Below are 16,796 nucleotides of genomic sequence, written 5' to 3'. Positions count from 1 at the left end.
CCATGAGGAAGATTCTAATGGTTGCTCTTACCGTTCTCTTGAGTTTAACGGCCTGTGCTCCTAACCTTCAGAAGCAAGAAGAGGTGGTACAGGAAAACGATGATACAAAGGAAAAGGCCATTATCCCGAAGTATCAGATTTCTGATCAATACTATCGGACGATCCTACCTTTCGAGCCTTCGCAAGCAAGGGGATTAATCGTAAATAACTTAAACACAAGATACGATATTAGTGAGTTTGAAACAGGGTTAATGAGGCTTGCGCAAACGTCCTTTGGGCCAGATAAGTACCTTTTTAAGGAAGGGCAAAATCTTGACCGGGAAACGGTTGGTTTATGGCTGAACCGGAAAATGACGGAGACGCAGCTACAAGATGCTGGTTTAAAAGAAGAGGAAAACATTGGTTTGAATCCGCAAATTCCTGAAGGCGGAGATATAGCAGCGAATAATGAACAAAACCCGATTTATTTAGCGCATCTTTTAGAGCATAACTATCTTCTTAAAGATGAAGACGGTACGGTTCGTCTCGGAGGAGTGGTGATCGGACTGGCATTAAACTCTGTGCACTATTACCAAAAAGAAGCTTACGGTGCCACGTTTGAGTCTGAAATTTCACAAGCCAAACTTGAAGAAGAAGGAAAAAGAATCGCTGGTGAAGTACTGACTAGACTTCGTGGGATGAAGAGCTTAGCGAATGTCCCCATTACGATTGCACTTTTTAAACAGAAAAGTCGATCTTCTGTTGTTCCAGGGAATTTTATCGCTTACGCCTCAGCAGATAAAGGAAGTTCAAAATTGGGAGCTTGGCAAAGCGTAAACGAAAATTATTTCCTGTTTCCGTCCACAGAAGCGACAAATGCCCATCGTGACGATGTGACTTTCTTCTTGAATTTTAAACAGGATGTGGAAACGTATTTTCCGAACTTTAACGGTGTTATTGGTCAGGCATTTTATGTTGGAGATCAGCTTCAAGAGTTGAAAATCGATATCCCGATCCAGTTTTACGGAAAAGCAGAGGCAGTTGGCTTTACACAATACGTAACAGGGTTAGTGATGGAACATTTCCCTGACTATTATTCAGTAGAGGTGAACATCACTTCCGTCAATGGACAAGAAGGCCTCATCGTAAAAGAGGCGGGAGACAAAGAACCGTTTGTTCATATTTATCAATAATTAAGGTTCTTTTCTTAAACTTTGTTGCTTTTTGGAACATAATTGTGACGATTGTGCTAAGTTTCCGCAGAAAACAGCATTAATTAATAAGAAAAGAGCCTGCAAACTAAATTCTTAAGCGCAAAATAGCTATTTCCACGTTAAAATCGGCTTTAAGATTTTAACAACAATCTTTACCAAAACAGCCATAGTCTAAAGACAAGGTGGATGCCTTGTCTTTTTTCTGTTCATTTGAAGGTACGTTTGTTGTCGTGCTAAAATGGGATGTGGAACGTTTTCATCATAAGGAGGCGGAAGAATTGGTACAAAAGTATAAACATGAACCATTCACAGACTTTTCTAATGATCATGAACGCGAAGGATTTTTATTAGGCTTACAAACAGTAGAAGGATATCTTGGCCAAGACTATGACTTAATCATTGGTGGCGAGCGAATTTCAACAGAAGATAAAATAGTATCATACAATCCATCACATAAAATAGAAGTCGTTGGACGCGTCTCTAAGGCGAATCGTGAATTAGCAGAAAAAGCGATGCAAGCGGCAGTGGAGGCATTTAAGAACTGGAGAAAAGCAAAGCCAGAATTACGTGCAGATGTGCTCTTTAAAGCAGCTGCCATCATACGCCGTCGCAAGCACGAATTCTCCGCCTTGTTAACAAAAGAAGCGGGGAAACCTTGGAGAGAAGCAGATGCGGATACAGCAGAAGCGATCGACTTCTTAGAATATTACGCACGTCAAATGCTGTTGCTGAAGGACGGCGTGCCGGTAAATAGCCGACCAAATGAATTTAATCGTTATGACTATATTCCATTGGGAGTAGGAATAATTATCTCTCCTTGGAATTTTCCACTAGCCATCATGGCTGGAACAACCGTAGCCGCGATCGTAGCTGGAAATACGGTTCTTTTAAAACCAGCTTCCACCACTCCTGTTGTAGCAGCGAAGTTTGTGGAAGTAATGGAAGAAGCGGGATTACCGAAGGGTGTATTGAACTTTGTACCTGGTAGCGGAGGGGAAGTGGGTGACTACTTGGTAGATCACAAGGATACACGTTTTATCTCCTTTACAGGATCAAGAGATGTGGGACTTCGAATTTTCGAGCGTGCCTCTAAACTAAATGAAGGCCAAATCTGGTTAAAGCGTGTGATTGCGGAGATGGGTGGAAAAGACACGATCGTCGTTGATAAGGAAGCGGATCTTGAATTAGCGGCACAGTCCATTGTTGCCTCAGCATTTGGCTTCTCTGGTCAAAAATGTTCGGCATGCTCCCGTGCAGTCATCGTGGAGGATGTTTATGATACCGTATTAAAGCGAGTAGTGGAACTAACGAATCAGTTAACTCTTGGCAATCCTGAAGAGCAAAGTACGTATATGGGGCCAGTGATTGATCAAAGTGCTTTTAATAAAATCATGCGTTATATTGATATTGGAAAGCAGGAAGGTCGTCTAGTCGCTGGAGGAGGGGGAGATAACTCTAAAGGCTTTTTCATCAAACCTACCGTATTCGCTGATTTAGCTCCAAATGCTCGACTCATGCAAGAAGAAATCTTTGGCCCGGTTGTTGGTTTTACAAAAGCGAAGGACTTTACAGAAGCAATTGAGATAGCCAATAACACGGAATATGGATTAACAGGAGCGGTTATCACCACCAACCGTGAACATATGCAACAAGCCCGCGAAGACTTCCACGTAGGAAATCTATACTTTAACCGCGGCTGTACAGGAGCAATTGTCGGATACCAGCCATTCGGAGGCTTTAATATGTCAGGAACCGACTCAAAAGCGGGCGGCCCTGATTACTTATTGCTCCATTTGCAGGCAAAAACAACATCTGAATTGTATTAATTAGTTTGCAAGCACCACTCCAGGTTTGGGGTGGTGTTTTTTGGTGAGTTGAGTGCTCTGGAGCAAGGGGTGGTGGTGGTTATAACGCGAGAGTGAAGGTTGAAGGGAGGAGAGGAGTCATAAGCAGCGGTTTATGACGCGAGAGTGAAGGATGGAGTGTAGAGAGGAGTCATAAGCAGCAGGTTATGACGCGAGAATGAAGGTTGAAGGGAGGAGAGGAGTCATAAGAAGCAGTTTATGACGCGAGAGCGAAGGATGGAGGGAGGAGAGGAGTCATAAGAAGCCGGTTATGACATGAAAGCAAGGGGAAACGAGTGCAAGAAGTCATAAAATCAGAGTTATGACATCAGACCAAGGAAAACACAACTCGAGAAGTCATAACAACAAGAAAATGTAGGTGCTAGTTCACTAGAATTCACCCAAAAAAGCCCACTTTCCCAACTTAATTTTATAAATTTCAGTGTATACATATCAGTAAATGGAGGGTTGAGCCCTATAAACATATCAATACTATGAATATTTATAAATTAACAGGTTTATTTTCAGATAATTCAGTTAGATAGAACCCAGTATGTATGCTACGCTTGTTATGTTGGTTCGGTCACGGTAAGAAATCATGTGTATAATATTACAAATAAATTGTATGAGCCAATAAAATCGTTGAGAGGGGAAATGTGAAAAAAATATGGAAACTGCTACGTTAGTTACTTTTATTGTGTATCTAGTTGGCATGCTGATCATTGGTTTGATCTCATTTAAGCTAACTAGCAATCTATCGGATTATGTCTTAGGAGGAAGAAGTCTTGGACCAGGTGTAACAGCTTTAAGTGCTGGTGCCTCTGATATGAGTTCATGGCTGCTACTTGGATTACCTGGGCTTGCTTATGCCACTGGATTAGATTCCATTTGGATGTGTGTGGGTTTAATTATTGGTGCCTATTTAAACTGGAAATTTGTTGCATCAAGATTAAGATCGTACACTGAGGTGGCGAATGATTCGATTACGGTCCCCGATTTTTTTGAAAATCGCTTCAAAGATCAATCACGTTTACTACGAGTTATCTCCGCGTTAGTCATATTAATCTTTTTCACCTTTTACGCGTCCTCAGGTTTAGTAGGAGGAGCACTGTTATTCCAAGAAACGTTTGGAATGTCTTATAATACAGCTCTCTTTATCGGAGCCATTGTTATTATTTCGTATACTTTCTTAGGAGGCTACTTAGCGGTCAGTTGGACGGACTTTTTCCAAGGATTGTTAATGTTCTTAGCATTGGTGATTGTTCCGATTGTCGCTATATTTAAATTAGGTGGTTGGGGTGAATCGATGGACGCCATCCGCAGTATTGATCCTTCCTATCTCAATGCATTTGATTCAGTGACGGCAATGGGGACGATCTCATTACTTGCGTGGGGATTAGGCTACTTCGGTCAACCGCATATTATCACCCGCTTTATGGGCATTCGTTCCACGGAGGAAGTAAGAAAAGCCAGATGGATTGGGATGGGTTGGATGACCATTTCGGTAGTTGGAGCGATCATTGTTGGGTTGGTCGGAATCGCTTATTTTGCTGATAATCCATTAATTACAGCGGATGTAAATAATAGCGAGAAAGTGTTTATCTTTTTCTCAGACATCTTGTTTAATCCTTGGGTATCAGGAATTCTGCTTGCTGCCATTCTTTCGGCCATTATGAGTACCATTGATTCACAGCTATTAGTATCTTCCAGTGCGTTAGCCGAAGACTTTTACAAAGCGCTGTTCCGAAAGAATGCTAGTGATGCAGAATTGGTGTGGGTTGGTCGAGCAGGAGTCATCGTGATTGCTCTTGTTGCCATTGCACTTGCTTATACAGGCAATCCTGAAAATGGAGGAGCGTCTATATTAGACCTTGTTAGTTATGCTTGGGGTGGATTTGGAGCGGCATTCGGTCCGGTAATCATTCTGTCTCTTTATTGGAAGCGAATGAACCGAAATGGTGCTCTAGCGGGTATGATTACAGGTGCTGTTACCGTGGTTGTGTGGAAGCAGTTAACTGCGGCTGGCATTATCCCGTTTGAGTTATATGAAATTGTGCCTGGGTTTATCTTAGCGACGATTGCCATTATCGTGTTCAGCTTAACAGGAAACGAACCGCGAAAAATCATTAAAGAAGAATTTGTTGAAGCGGTTGAGAATGATAACGAGAAATAATAGAACGGCCACTCGCGAGTTTAGCGAGTGGTTTTTACATATATTAATAATTTGTAAAGGTTAAAAACCAGAGAATAGGGCGAATTTTAGGTCTGATGACACAGAAAAAGGAATATTTCGGTTAGTGAATTACTTTATTTGTCGAAAAATAGTACTATTTTACTGAAATTGTAAATTTACAAAACTAGAAAACTAGCTTAATGATAGCTTCATACTTTTTTCATAACATATTCCTTGTGAGAAAACGTTATGAGGGGGAAATTCAATGTTTAATAAATCTTTCAAAAAGAAGATCATTCCATTTGCAGCAGTCACAACATTGGCTTTAACCAGCTTAGTAGGATCATTCTCTACTACAGAGGTAGAAGCAAATTCTAGTAAAAGCAACAATGCAGAAATCAAAAATGTTATCTTCCTTATTGGAGATGGAATGGGAGTTTCCTATACTTCAGCCTACCGTTATATGACGGATAGTGATAACTCAAAATTCGTAGGGAAATCTGAATTTGATAATTACCTTGTTGGTCAACAAATGACCTATCCGGAAGACCCTGCTCAAAACGTAACAGACTCCGCGTCTGCAGCTACGGCAATGTCAGCTGGTATTAAAACGTACAACAATGCGATCGCAGTCGATAATGACGGTTCAGAAGTAAAAACGGTGTTAGAAGCAGCGAAAGAAAGAGGTAAAGCGACTGGATTAGTAGCAACTTCTGAAATTACGCATGCAACACCAGCATCATTCGGTTCACATGATGAAAGCAGAAAAAACATGAATGCCATCGCAGATGATTATTTTGATGATGTGATTAATGGCAAGCAAAAGGTAGACGTTCTACTTGGTGGTGGTACAAGCCTATTTGATCGTGCAGATCGTGATTTAACAGCAGAATTTCAGGAAGCTGGATATAGCTACGTAACAAATAAAGAAGATCTCTTAAATGATACAAATGATCGGATTCTAGGATTGTTTGCGGAAGGTGGGCTTCCAAAGATGATTGACCGCACGGAGGATGTTCCTTCATTAGAAGATATGACAAATACAGCAATTGATCGTTTATCAAAAGATAAAGATGGCTTCTTCTTAATGATTGAGGGTAGCCAAATTGACTGGGCTGGCCATGATAATGACATTGTTGGCGCCATGAGTGAAATGGAAGACTTTGAAAAGGCATTTAAAGCAGCTATTGAGTTTGCTAAGAAGGATAAGCACACGTTAGTCGTTGCTACAGCTGACCATTCAACGGGTGGATATTCAATTGGTGCGGATGGAGTCTATAACTGGTTCGGTGAGCCAATTAAAGCAGCAACGCGCACACCTGACTTTATGGCAGCTGAAATCGTAGCAGGAGCAAACGTAAGAGAGACACTAACCAAATATATCGACCAAAGTATCCTTGCCTTAACAGATGCTGAAATAGCTTCAGTAGAGGCAGTAGCTTCTAAGAAAGCTGTGGATATTGATAATGCCATTGAGGAAATTTTTAACGAGCGTTCTCACACTGGATGGACAACGGGTGGACATACAGGAGAAGACGTACCTGTATATGCATACGGTCCTGCTAGTGATCGTTTTGCTGGTCAAATCGACAACACCGATCATGCGAAAATCATCTTTGACTTATTAGAAAAAGGGAAAAATAAGACGGTTATTAATGATAAGTAAGAAGCAAGAAGAATCCCGTTGGAAAGCAGCGGGTTCTTTTTCTTAAAAGGAGGCTAACTAACTATGAAAAGAATGTCTATAGCACTTATTATCTTACTTTTATCTGTTGTTACAGCTTGCAATAACGAAGATAAGCTAAGCGGGGAAAAGGTATCAGGAACAGCAACAGCAACAGCTACTGCGAAAGAACCAACAAAAGGCACAACCGAGTATGTTCCAAACCCACAAGTACCAGATGATCGTGAACTGGATGAAGTAGGGGAGGTTCTTACTGATCGTAAAGGAGAAATTACGCTCCTTAGCCAGCTGACACCAAATGAAGTGGTAAAGCTTGGACCTATTCAATTGGTTGTAAAAGATGTAAAGACCATTCATCTACGTCCGGATTATGGAATGATTGATTATTTTCATATGTTAACTCATGATGAAGAATTTGATTTTGTTAAGGTGTATTTTGAAGTAACAAACACATCCAACGAAGAAGTGAACTTTGGTCCTGTTGCACTTGTTGAAACAAGTGAAGGAGAAAAGGTCACATGGGAAAAGGATATTTACTTAGACGGGTTGCACGGTGTGTATGCTCCTGGTGAAAAGAAGCAGGGGAATGTTGGATTTATTTTAGAGAACTCTAATATCCAATCAGTAAAAGTACTAACTAGTGATGTCTACGATGTGAACGAAAAGCTAATCCAAAAGGCTACGGAGCTTGAGTATATGTTTAGTGAATAATGATGTGTGTGCCACTCTTTGGAGTGGTTTTTTGTTGTTTAGGAGTAAAAGTGTCGGATCGCAAATAAAGTTTGAAAATCGCAAATAAGAGTGGCGGATCGCAAATAAAGTTTGAGAATCGCAAATAAAAGTGTCGGATCGCAAATAAAGTTTGAGAATCGCAAATAAAAGTGTCGGATCGCAAATAAAGTTTTAGAATCGCAAATAAGAGTGTCGGATCGCAAATAAAGTTTGAGAATCGCAAATAAAAGTGGCGGATCGCAAATAAAGTTTGAGAATCGCAAATAAGAGTGTCGGATCGCAAATAAAGTTTGAGAATCGCAAATAAAAGTGTCGGATCGCAAATAAAGTTTGAGAATCGCAAATAAAAATTCAGGATCGCAAATATATTTCTGGAATCGCAAATAAAAATTCAGAATCGCAAATATATCCTGGAAATCGTAGATAATCATCTAAAAAGAGAGCTCGATGGAAAATATTTTCTTCAAAATTGATCGAGTTTCGTTGAAATAACCTCTCGAGCATCAAAAAATGCTGGCCGAATGCTGATTCGGCCAGTTTTTTGTTGATTAACTTCCGATTTTGAATCACCTCCGATCCTATCCGCCTCCATTTTTGGAATCGTCTAGTTCCATCGGCTCGCCTTCCGCTTTGGGATTCGTCTAGCTCCAGCGGCTAGGGGCTCGGGGTCATAAGCCAAAGCCCTCCAGAGGTCAGGACCTCTTGCGGTCTTCGTCTTATACCTGTCGCCCCTGACCAAGCCGCTTCCGCTTTTGAAATTTGTCGAAAAAATAATCTGAAAATTTTAGAAAAAGTGGTTCCTATCTCCAAAACTCTGTTATATAATACAACATGTAAATATAACTGTATTATAACAACTGGGACAAAAAATGAAGGGAGAGGTTTTTACAATGACAAATGAAAGAGTAAGAGAGTTACAGGAAAGCTGGGAAATGGATGCGCGTTGGCAGGGGATTGAAAGACCGTATTCTGCCGAAGAGGTGATTAAATTAAGAGGTTCGATTGATATTGAACATACACTGGCTCGTCGGGGAGCAGAAAAACTGTGGAAGCTTGTGAAGGAAGAAGACTTCGTCAATGCACTTGGCGCATTAACGGGGAATCAAGCGGTTCAACAGGTGAAGGCAGGTTTGAAGGCGATATACTTAAGCGGCTGGCAGGTAGCAGCAGATGCTAACCTTTCTGGACATATGTATCCGGATCAAAGCTTGTATCCAGCAAACTCTGTACCAAGTGTGGTAAAGAGGATTAATCAAGCATTACAACGCGCGGACCAAATTACTTACTCGGAAGGGGACGACTCGATCGATTGGTTTGCACCGATTGTAGCGGATGCGGAGGCTGGATTTGGTGGCCAATTAAACTGTTTTGAATTGATGAAAGGTATGATTGAAGCGGGTGCTGCTGGTGTGCACTTCGAAGATCAACTGTCTTCAGAGAAAAAATGTGGTCATTTAGGTGGAAAAGTACTACTTCCAACGCAAACGGCTGTACGCAACTTAATTGCGGCACGTCTTGCTGCTGATGTAATGGGTGTTCCAACTGTACTAGTGGCAAGAACGGATGCCAATGCGGCTGACCTTATTACAAGTGATGTGGATCCGGTTGATGCTCCGTTTATAACAGGTGAAAGAACACCAGAAGGATTTTTCCGAACGAATGCTGGACTCGACCAAGCCATTGCTAGAGGGTTAGCATACGCACCATACGCCGATCTGATTTGGTGCGAAACCTCGGAGCCTAATATTGAAGAAGCACGTCGATTTGCCGAAGCGATCCATGAGAAGTTCCCTGGAAAGCTTTTAGCATATAATTGTTCTCCATCGTTTAACTGGAAAAAGAAGCTTGATGATGACACGATTGCAAAGTTCCAAATGGAGCTTGGTAAAATGGGTTACAAATTCCAGTTTGTCACTCTAGCTGGTTTCCATGCGCTAAACCACAGCATGTTTGAACTTGCTCGTGGTTATAAAGATCGTGGAATGGCAGCGTATTCAGAGCTTCAGCAAGCAGAGTTTGCTAGCGAAGAAAAAGGCTATACGGCTACAAGACATCAACGAGAAGTGGGTACAGGTTACTTTGACCAAGTCTCAATGGTGATTTCTGGTGGTACTTCTTCCACCACTGCTTTAAAAGGGTCAACGGAAGAAGAGCAGTTTACAGCATCAAAGTAAGGGGATTCAAACTTGTTTTACACCTTTATTTGTAAACCTCCATTTTGTCCTTCTCTTTCTAATGAAAGGGAAGGAATTTTTTTGGCCTTACGATTGGGTTATACTTTATATACGAACAATTATAAGGGGATCATCATACAAATTTAAGGAGGAGGAATGATATATGCGACCTGATATTGATGAATATCTTCAGCAAGGGATTCACGGGAAAAAGGAAACCAATCCGGATGAAAGACGCCGATTTTTAGGAACCTTACGAGAACGTGTCGTCATAGCTTTAAAACAACCACAGTTGATAGAGCCAGGCATCTATCCAGAGGTGGAGACCGCTTTAAAAGAAAATAAAAAAGCCCATCTCTATTTGAATGGCAATATGAGTTACGAGTTTTTGTCTAAGTATAAAAAAGTAGCCGATCAGTATGATGTTGAATATACGCTTGTGACAAACAAAGAATATGACTCGGAACTCGGGCTGGTTCTAGCCTATGATCACGCAATAGATAAGGAAAGCATCTATGTCGAAAAGAAAGTAAGCATAGAACCAACTCCAAAGAAAAAGGGCTTCTTTGAAAAGCTATTTGGCAATTAACTTGGCAGTCACGAAAAGTGTACTGCTTTTTCTGTGGAATACTTTGCCCAAAGCCTAAAACTTTGATATCATCAGTGTATTATTGTGTGAAAAGTTCAAAAAAATTTATGGAGGTGAGAGGATGTCAAGAATATCCATCGAAGAGGTAAAGCATGTGGCGCATTTAGCGAGACTTGCGATTACTGAAGAAGAAGCTGTGAATTTTCAAAAACAGCTTGATGCCATCATTACATTCTCGGAGCAATTGAACGAGCTTGATACAGAAAATGTGGAACCGACATCCCATGTTTTAGATATTAAGAATGTTTTAAGAGAAGATGTTTCAAAAGAAGGCTTGCCACAAGAGCTTGTCTTAAAAAATGCACCAGATCAACAGGACGGACAAATCAAAGTTCCGCCGATTATTGAGTAAGGAGGGACCATATGAGCTTATTCGATCAAAAAGTATCTGATCTTCATGAACAGTTACATAAAAAAGAAATTAGTGTTTCAGATCTTGTAGATGAGTCGTATAAAAGAATAGCACAAGTCGACGACCAGGTAGCCGCATTTTTAACATTAGATGAAGAGCGAGCACGAAGCCAAGCCAAAAAACTAGATGAAAAACTAGGAACCGACCAAGCAAAAGGTTTGCTGTTCGGTATGCCGGTAGGGGTTAAAGACAATATTGTCACGAAGGATTTGCGGACAACAGCAGCAAGTCAAATTCTACATAATTTTGATCCCATTTATGATGCTACTGTTGTGAAAAAGCTTCAGGAAGCAGAAACGATTACGATTGGGAAATTAAATATGGACGAGTTCGCCATGGGATCATCCACGGAAAACTCCAGTTTTAAAAAGACGAAAAATCCTTGGAATATTGAGACCGTCCCTGGAGGATCTTCAGGTGGTTCAGCAGCAGCTGTAGCAGCAGGTGAGGTTCCATTCTCATTAGGATCGGATACGGGCGGGTCTATTCGTCAGCCAGCAAGTTTTTGTGGAGTGGTTGGGTTAAAGCCTACATATGGACGAGTATCTCGTTTTGGGTTAATTGCCTTTGCTTCTTCGCTAGACCAAATTGGTCCAATTACTAGAACCGTTGAAGACAACGCATACGTATTACAGGCCATTGCCGGTGTGGATCCAATGGATTCAACGTCTGCCAATGTTGAAGTTCCTTCATATGTGAATGCCTTAACAGGTGATGTAAAAGGGTTAAAGATTGGGGTACCGAAGGAATATATTGGAGAAGGTGTAAACCCAGAGGTTCGTGAATCAGTCCTGAAAGCTCTTGCGACACTTGAAAAGTTAGGAGCCTCTTGGGAGGAAGTTTCTTTACCTCACTCAAAGTATGCACTTTCAACGTATTACCTACTAAGTTCTTCCGAAGCGTCTGCTAACCTAGCGCGCTTTGACGGAGTCAGATATGGCTATCGTTCTCCGAATTCGAACAACTTAATGGATCTGTATAAAAACTCTAGAGCAGAGGGCTTTGGAGATGAAGTGAAACGCAGAATCATGCTTGGTACCTTTGCATTAAGCTCAGGGTATTATGATGCGTATTATAAAAAAGCACAAAAGGCACGTACATTGATTAAAAAGGATTTCGAAGATGTATTTGCGAAGTATGATGTAATCGTTGGACCAACGACACCAACACCTGCTTTTAAAATCGGTGAAAAAACAAGCGATCCATTAACAATGTATGCTAACGATATTTTAACCATTCCAGTTAATCTTGCTGGGGTACCTGGAATTTCTGTTCCATGTGGTTTTGATCAAGGACTGCCATTAGGTTTACAAATTATCGGTAAGCACTTTGACGAAGCAACTGTCTACCGTGTAGCTCATGCATTTGAGCAGGCGACAGACTTCCACAAGCAAAAGCCAGGTCTGTAAGGGGGATAAGAATGGAATTCGAAACGGTAATTGGACTTGAAGTCCATGTAGAGTTAAAAACAGAATCAAAAATCTTCTCTGCAAGTCCCAACCATTTTGGTGCGGAACCCAATACCAATACGACGGTAATCGACCTTGGATACCCAGGGGTGTTGCCAGTATTAAATAAAAAGGTAGTCGACTACGGGATGAAGGCTTGTATGGCCTTAAACTGTAACGTCGCAACTCATACGAAGTTTGATCGGAAAAACTACTTTTATCCAGATAACCCAAAGGCGTACCAGATTTCTCAATTTGACCAGCCGATTGGTGAACACGGGTTTATCGAAATTGAAGTCGATGGCTATAAGAAAAAAATCGGCATCACAAGAATTCATTTAGAAGAGGATGCTGGGAAGCTGAATCATGAAAATGGATATTCACTGTGTGACTACAATCGTCAAGGAACGCCTTTGATTGAGATTGTATCAGAGCCGGATATTCGTACAGCGAATGAAGCCTATGCTTATTTAGAAAAATTAAAATCGATTATTCAATATACTGGAGTTTCTGATTGTAAGATGGAGGAAGGCTCCTTACGTTGTGATGCGAATATTTCGATTCGTCCAGTGGGACAAGAGGAATTTGGGACAAAGACGGAGTTAAAGAATTTAAACTCCTTTAACTTTGTTCGCAAAGGTATCGAATATGAAGAGAAGCGTCAGGAAGAAGTGGTTCGTGCAGGTGGAGAGATTCAGCAGGAAACACGTCGTTACGATGAGGCATCCAATACGACTTTATTAATGAGGGTCAAAGAAGGTTCGGAAGATTATCGTTATTTCCCTGAACCAGATTTAACGGATCTGTACATTGATGAAGATTGGAAGGCTCGCATTCGTGCTGAAATTCCAGAGCTTCCAGATTCAAGACAAAAGCGTTATACCGAAGAGTGGGGATTACCTGCGTACGATGCGGCTGTTTTAACAGTGGTAAAGGAAACAGCTGACTTTTTTGAAGCAACGGTTGCAGCTGGGGCGGATCCGAAACAAGCATCCAACTGGATAATGGGTGAATTATCGGCCTATTTAAATTCCGAACAAAAGGAACTGGCTGATGTAGCCCTAACACCTGAAGGTCTTGCGGGAATGATTAAGCTTATTACTGACGGAACCATTTCTTCTAAGATTGCGAAGAAGGTGTTTAAAGAACTTGTTGAAAAAGGCGGAAGTGCTGAGAAAATTGTCAAAGACCAAGGTCTAGTACAAATTTCTGATGAAGGTGCTCTACTAACAGTAATCGCTGAAGTTCTTGATGCCAATCCACAATCCATTGACGACTTTAAAAATGGGAAGGAAAAGGCGATTGGTTTCCTTGTTGGTCAGATCATGAAAGCTACAAAGGGCCAAGCAAACCCACCACTAGTAAATAAGTTATTGCAACAAGAAATCAGAAAACGCTAATAAAAAAGATTCCCTTGCTTAAATGTAGCAAGGGAATCTCTTTATAGTTAGGCTTTTTGTTGGAGTAGGTCTGCTCCTTTTTTGAAAACTGTTTTGCGAAGGAAAGGAACAACCCAATAGTCTAAGCCGTAACGTCCTGCATTGAATCCGGCAGTAAGAATGATGACACCCATTAGAATGTCTGTAGGGTTATGAGAAACTGTACCAGCAAGCATGAAAGAGAAGTTCATGACTAATCCAAAGAACATTGCTGCACTTGTAAAGCAACCAAGAATTAATCCTAAACCTACTAGAAACTCGCCCCAAGGTACAAGGAAGTTAAATAAATCCACGTTCGGTAGTGCCACACCTTCAAGGAAAGATACATACCAGCCATAAACAATGCCATCTGGACCAGCGACAGGGTTTGCTATAGAACCTTTTAAAAATCCAGCAGCATCAAACCCGCCAGTTATTTTGCCCCAGCCTCCCGTCATCCAAGCATAACCGAGATATACCCGTAATACAGTAAGAAGTGCTGCAGAAATCTTGTTTTCTCTTAAAAATTGATTAAACATAAATGATTCCGCCTTTCAAAAGTTATTTAATAAATGATTACACTCATAATATACAATGTTCTGATAGTGAAAAGAATAGTTTTGTGAAACAGTTCACAAATTGATCGAAATCTTTTGAACGAATTGTTAACAAAGTCCATTTTTGACTTAAGCCTTTTTCGGAAGAATGTTTGTATCCTTCTTAGTAAACGTTTTACGAAGGAAAGGAACAACCCAATAGTCTAAACCATAACGTCCTGCATTGAATCCGGCAGTAAGAATAATCACACCCATTAGAATGTCTGTAGGGTTATGAGATACCGTACCAGCAAGCATGAAAGAGAAGTTCATGACTAAACCAAAGAACATTGCTGCACTTGTAAAGCAACCAAGAATTAATCCTAAACCGACTAAAAACTCGCCCCAAGGTACAAGGAAATTAAATAGATCCACATTCGGCAGTGCTACACCTTCAAGGAAAGATACATACCAGCTGTAAACAATTCCATCTGGACCAGCCACAGGGTTTGCAATAGAACCTTTTAAAAATCCAGCAGCATCAAAACCACCACCAGTTATTTTGCCCCAGCCTGCTGTCATCCAAGCGTAACCGAGATACACACGTAATAATGTAAGAAGCGCTGCAGAAATCTTGTTTTCTCTTAAAAATTGATTAAACATAAATGATTCCGCCTTTCGAAAATGATTTAATTAATGATTACACTCATAATATACGACGTGACCATAGTAATAACCACAGGGATATACGTTAGTTCACAGTTTGTTAAAAGCTTATTGACCGAAGTGTGAACTATGTCACTTTTATGAACAACAGGAATAGACAAGTTTGGTGGAAATAAGTATGTATTTCCCAGGAAAAGAGTATTTCCGACAAAAAAACAACCCATTCGTTGTCGAATGAGTTGTTCAGTAAGGATTATTTCTCTTCCTTTAATAAGGCGATAGATTCATTAAATTCTTTTTCAATTTGATCATTGTGTTTAAATGTAAGGATGCTGACGATAATTGCAACAATCGCATTAAGGAGGAAGCCTGGAACAATTTCGTATAAGTCAAAGATGCCACCTTCTGCTTGTTTCCAAAGAATCACCGTGATGGCACCCGTGATAATACCTGAAATGGCACCCCAGTTCGTCATCTTTCTCCAGAAGAGACTGAGGATAATGACCGGACCAAAGGACGCGCCAAATCCTGCCCAAGCGTATGCAACGAGTGACAGAATCGTATTATCTTGATCGAGTGCTAATAAAAGGGCAATAACAGCCACTGTTAATACAGCTAATCTTCCCAATAATACATAATGCTTGTCGGAAGCTTCTTTCTTTAATAATACTTTATATAAATCTTCAATAAGAGCACTTGAAGTAACAATAAGCTGAGATGAAATCGTGCTCATGATTGCGGCTAAGACCGCAGCTAATAGGAAACCGGCAATGATCGGATGAAACAAATATTGTCCAAGTTCAATAAAGACGGCTTCTGGATTGGAAAGGGTTAATTCAGGATTCTTCTTAAAATAAGCAATCCCAATCATTGCTGTTAGAATGGTTCCAATGAGAGAGAAAATCATCCAAGTCATCCCAATACGACGGGCACTCTTGATTTCTTTAACCGTCGTGATGGCCATAAAACGGACAATGATATGTGGTTGGCCAAAGTATCCTAATCCCCATGCCATAGCCGAAATAACTCCGATGAAGCTAGCTCCTTTTAATAAATCCAAAAAATTTGGATTTACGAGTCGAACCGTTTCAAACGTTTCAGCAGGTCCACCTGTGGCAAATACCCCGATAATAGGGACAAAAATAAGTGCAAGTAGCATCATAAGACCTTGAATAAAGTCGGTATAACTGACGGCCAAAAACCCACCAAATAAGGTATAGGCAACCACAACTGCCGATACAATCAGTAACCCCGTATGATAGCTAACACCGAAAGAGCTCTGAAAAAATACGCCTCCTGAGACCATTCCGGAAGAAACATAAAAGGTAAAGAAAACAAGAATAACAATTCCAGAAACAATTCGAAGAAGCATCGTACGATCTTTAAATCGGTTCTCTAAGTAACCAGGAATTGTGATTGAGTCATTTGCCACCTGAGTATAGGAACGAAGTCTTGGAGCAACAAGAACCCAGTTGAGGTAGGCACCTATGGTGAGTCCGATGGCAATCCAAGCATCGACCATGCCATTCACATAAATGGCTCCAGGTAACCCCATTAAAAGCCAGCCACTCATGTCGGCTGCACCTGCACTGAGTGCGGTTACGGCAGGACCTAGTGAACGCCCTCCTAACATATAGTCTGTTAGATTATTAGTTTTTCTATAAGAATACCAACCAATGAAAAGCATCCCCGCCATGTAGACCGCGATGGAGATCGCTTGATAAAATTCATTCGACATAACTTTCCTCCCTCTATAAATGTTGATTTATCAACGGTTTGACCCGTTCGTGGGGTGTCAAAAAAATTTTTTTCGACACGATCCCTAACAATATTTTTATTTTATGTGAATCTATTCCAACACATGGGT

Annotated in this window: 13 protein-coding genes; 10 read left to right on the top strand and 3 right to left on the bottom strand. The window is 40.8% G+C overall.

Features of this window, described 5'->3' with window-relative positions:
* Window positions 1–2 precede the first annotated feature (2 nt).
* From ACVBAX_RS24150 to gatB, 10 genes are all read left to right on the top strand, one after another.
* Window positions 3–1,172, top strand: coding sequence for a CamS family sex pheromone protein (locus ACVBAX_RS24150; RefSeq protein ID WP_447119413.1), 1,170 nt, complete (start codon window positions 3–5; stop codon window positions 1,170–1,172).
* Window positions 1,173–1,471: 299 nt separating this feature from the next.
* On the top strand, window positions 1,472–3,019 hold the full coding sequence (pruA, locus tag ACVBAX_RS24145) for an L-glutamate gamma-semialdehyde dehydrogenase (protein WP_447119449.1): 1,548 nt from the start codon (window positions 1,472–1,474) through the stop codon (window positions 3,017–3,019).
* 685 nt (window positions 3,020–3,704) lie between these two features.
* Window positions 3,705–5,210, top strand: a complete 1,506-nt coding sequence (putP, locus tag ACVBAX_RS24140; RefSeq protein WP_447119411.1) for a sodium/proline symporter PutP — start codon at window positions 3,705–3,707, stop codon at window positions 5,208–5,210.
* 265 nt (window positions 5,211–5,475) lie between these two features.
* The gene (locus tag ACVBAX_RS24135; protein WP_447119409.1) at window positions 5,476–6,876 is read left to right on the top strand and encodes an alkaline phosphatase; all 1,401 of its coding nucleotides are present in this window, start codon (window positions 5,476–5,478) and stop codon (window positions 6,874–6,876) included.
* Between the two features lie 63 nt (window positions 6,877–6,939).
* Window positions 6,940–7,605 carry a hypothetical protein gene (locus tag ACVBAX_RS24130; protein WP_447119407.1) on the top strand — a complete coding sequence of 222 codons (666 nt, stop codon included), beginning with the start codon at window positions 6,940–6,942 and terminating at the stop codon, window positions 7,603–7,605.
* A gap of 911 nt (window positions 7,606–8,516) precedes the next feature.
* Complete coding sequence (gene aceA, locus ACVBAX_RS24125; protein ID WP_447119405.1) at window positions 8,517–9,800, top strand: isocitrate lyase; 1,284 nt, start codon at window positions 8,517–8,519, stop codon at window positions 9,798–9,800.
* Window positions 9,801–9,963: 163 nt separating this feature from the next.
* Window positions 9,964–10,389 carry a YueI family protein gene (locus tag ACVBAX_RS24120; RefSeq protein WP_447119403.1) on the top strand — a complete coding sequence of 142 codons (426 nt, stop codon included), beginning with the start codon at window positions 9,964–9,966 and terminating at the stop codon, window positions 10,387–10,389.
* 121 nt (window positions 10,390–10,510) lie between these two features.
* A complete protein-coding gene (gatC, locus tag ACVBAX_RS24115) occupies window positions 10,511–10,801 on the top strand; it encodes an Asp-tRNA(Asn)/Glu-tRNA(Gln) amidotransferase subunit GatC (RefSeq protein ID WP_251522473.1) in 291 nt (96 codons plus the stop codon).
* An 11-nt stretch (window positions 10,802–10,812) separates the two neighbouring features.
* Window positions 10,813–12,270, top strand: a complete 1,458-nt coding sequence (gene gatA, locus ACVBAX_RS24110) for an Asp-tRNA(Asn)/Glu-tRNA(Gln) amidotransferase subunit GatA (RefSeq protein ID WP_447119400.1) — start codon at window positions 10,813–10,815, stop codon at window positions 12,268–12,270.
* 11 nt (window positions 12,271–12,281) lie between these two features.
* A complete protein-coding gene (gatB, locus tag ACVBAX_RS24105) occupies window positions 12,282–13,709 on the top strand; it encodes an Asp-tRNA(Asn)/Glu-tRNA(Gln) amidotransferase subunit GatB (protein WP_447119398.1) in 1,428 nt (475 codons plus the stop codon).
* 47 nt (window positions 13,710–13,756) lie between these two features.
* Here gatB and ACVBAX_RS24100 read toward each other — a convergent pair whose 3' ends face one another.
* The 3 genes from ACVBAX_RS24100 to putP (ACVBAX_RS24090) form a co-directional block, all read right to left on the bottom strand.
* Window positions 13,757–14,266, bottom strand: coding sequence for a DoxX family membrane protein (locus ACVBAX_RS24100; protein WP_430776318.1), 510 nt, complete (start codon window positions 14,264–14,266; stop codon window positions 13,757–13,759).
* A gap of 147 nt (window positions 14,267–14,413) precedes the next feature.
* A complete protein-coding gene (locus ACVBAX_RS24095) occupies window positions 14,414–14,926 on the bottom strand; it encodes a DoxX family protein (RefSeq protein ID WP_447119396.1) in 513 nt (170 codons plus the stop codon).
* 256 nt (window positions 14,927–15,182) lie between these two features.
* Window positions 15,183–16,667, bottom strand: a complete 1,485-nt coding sequence (gene putP, locus ACVBAX_RS24090; RefSeq protein WP_447119394.1) for a sodium/proline symporter PutP — start codon at window positions 16,665–16,667, stop codon at window positions 15,183–15,185.
* Window positions 16,668–16,796: the final 129 nt, after the last annotated feature.

Source organism: Robertmurraya sp. GLU-23 (assembly GCF_052983275.1).
Note: the sequence above shows the minus strand (reverse complement) of the source record. Positions and strands in the feature narration are given on the sequence as shown.

Coding starts and splice junctions, on each gene's coding strand:
- gatC (WP_251522473.1), top strand. CDS start 10,511: ATGTCAAGAATATCCATCGAAGAGGTAAAGCATGTGGCGCATTTAGCG.
- ACVBAX_RS24150 (WP_447119413.1), top strand. CDS start 3: ATGAGGAAGATTCTAATGGTTGCTCTTACCGTTCTCTTGAGTTTAACG.
- ACVBAX_RS24100 (WP_430776318.1), bottom strand. CDS start 14,266: ATGTTTAATCAATTTTTAAGAGAAAACAAGATTTCTGCAGCACTTCTT.
- ACVBAX_RS24130 (WP_447119407.1), top strand. CDS start 6,940: ATGAAAAGAATGTCTATAGCACTTATTATCTTACTTTTATCTGTTGTT.
- ACVBAX_RS24135 (WP_447119409.1), top strand. CDS start 5,476: ATGTTTAATAAATCTTTCAAAAAGAAGATCATTCCATTTGCAGCAGTC.
- gatB (WP_447119398.1), top strand. CDS start 12,282: ATGGAATTCGAAACGGTAATTGGACTTGAAGTCCATGTAGAGTTAAAA.
- aceA (WP_447119405.1), top strand. CDS start 8,517: ATGACAAATGAAAGAGTAAGAGAGTTACAGGAAAGCTGGGAAATGGAT.
- putP (WP_447119411.1), top strand. CDS start 3,705: ATGGAAACTGCTACGTTAGTTACTTTTATTGTGTATCTAGTTGGCATG.
- putP (WP_447119394.1), bottom strand. CDS start 16,667: ATGTCGAATGAATTTTATCAAGCGATCTCCATCGCGGTCTACATGGCG.
- gatA (WP_447119400.1), top strand. CDS start 10,813: ATGAGCTTATTCGATCAAAAAGTATCTGATCTTCATGAACAGTTACAT.
- ACVBAX_RS24120 (WP_447119403.1), top strand. CDS start 9,964: ATGCGACCTGATATTGATGAATATCTTCAGCAAGGGATTCACGGGAAA.
- ACVBAX_RS24095 (WP_447119396.1), bottom strand. CDS start 14,926: ATGTTTAATCAATTTTTAAGAGAAAACAAGATTTCTGCAGCGCTTCTT.